This is a genomic window from Burkholderia sp. SIMBA_051 (assembly GCF_046534915.1).
GTDB lineage: Bacteria > Pseudomonadota > Gammaproteobacteria > Burkholderiales > Burkholderiaceae > Burkholderia > Burkholderia ambifaria.
The window spans coordinates 1-328 of the sequence record NZ_JAWRXS010000119.1 but is presented as its reverse complement, the minus strand read 5'-3'; the positions used below and the strand labels follow the sequence as shown (position 1 = coordinate 328).

Below are 328 nucleotides of genomic sequence, written 5' to 3'. Positions count from 1 at the left end.
CGGGCGATTTCGACGATGCTCGAGCGCTCGTTTCCGCTGCTGTGGATCGCGGGCGAAGTGTCGAACTTCACGCGCGCCGCGAGCGGGCACTGGTATTTCTCGATCAAGGACCAGCAGGCGCAGATGCGCTGCGTGATGTTTCGCGGCCGGGCGCAGTATGCGGAATTCACGCCGCGCGAGGGCGATCGCATCGAGGTGCGCGCGGTCGTCACGATGTACGAGCCGCGCGGCGAGGTGCAGCTCAACGTCGAGGCCGTGCGGCGCACCGGGCAGGGGCGCCTGTACGAGGCGTTCATGCGCCTGAAGGCGCAGCTCGAGGCCGAGGGGC

At 68.6% G+C, this 328-nt stretch carries 1 protein-coding gene; it reads left to right on the top strand.

Annotated features, from left to right (window positions below):
• The coding region (locus SB771_RS33820; RefSeq protein ID WP_410721896.1) for an exodeoxyribonuclease VII large subunit at positions 1–328 on the top strand (328 nt) is incomplete at both ends.